The organism is Streptomyces sp. SID14478, from assembly GCF_010548525.1.
GTDB lineage: Bacteria > Actinomycetota > Actinomycetes > Streptomycetales > Streptomycetaceae > Streptomyces.
This window is the reverse complement of record NZ_JAAGMG010000132.1, coordinates 1-651: the sequence shown is the minus strand read 5'-3', so window position 1 is coordinate 651 and position 651 is coordinate 1. Positions and strand designations below refer to the sequence as shown.

The window sequence follows — 651 nt, the reverse complement described above, 5'->3', positions numbered from 1 at the left end:
GAGCAGCGCCTCCTCCGGGTCGGCGGCGACGACGCGGGCTCCGGGGAAGGCGCCGGCGAGCTGGCGCGACACGGCACCGGGGCCGCTGCCCACGTCGACGATGAGGGCCGTGCCGCCGGGGCGGGACGCGTCCAGCCACTCCATGGCGCCCGCGTACAGGGGCGCGTAGACCTCGGCGTTGCGCTCCATGTCCGGGATCATCCCGGCCCAGTCCAGGTGCGTACGGTCGTGGTCGCCGTGACCGTGGTGGTGGCCGTGTGCCATGAGGGGGTCGCCGCCCTTCGTTCGTTCCTGCGGGTGTCGTCCCAGCGTGCGCGGGGGCGTACGTGCAAGCAAGAAGACTTGCCGGGTCGGCAAATCGAGGGACGTCGGAGGGGCGGCCGCCCCGGCCCTGACGGAACGCGGAGAGGTAGCTCACGCGCGGTCAGTCGTCGCCGCCCGCCCGTAAGTCGCCGCGCGCGTACAACTTCGCCAGCCCGGCCGCCGTCGCCGTGATCCGCTTCCGCAGCTGTACGGGTTCGAGGACCTCGATGTCCGCGCCGAGCCGCAGGAACTCGTCGTGGGCGTGTGCGACCGATTCGATGGGGATCCGGGCACGCGTCCAGCCGTCGGGTTCGGCGCGGGCCGTGTCGCGCGCGGCGCGGGCGGCGG

General features: G+C 74.2%; 2 protein-coding genes. Both read right to left on the bottom strand.

What is annotated here, in order from left to right:
• Positions 1 to 264: class I SAM-dependent methyltransferase (locus G3I40_RS05060; RefSeq protein ID WP_164300943.1), on the bottom strand; the 264-nt coding region annotated here is incomplete at its 3' end.
• Positions 265 to 424: 160 nt separating this feature from the next.
• On the bottom strand, positions 425 to 651 hold a 227-nt coding region (locus tag G3I40_RS05055; protein ID WP_164300942.1), incomplete at its 5' end, for a WYL domain-containing protein.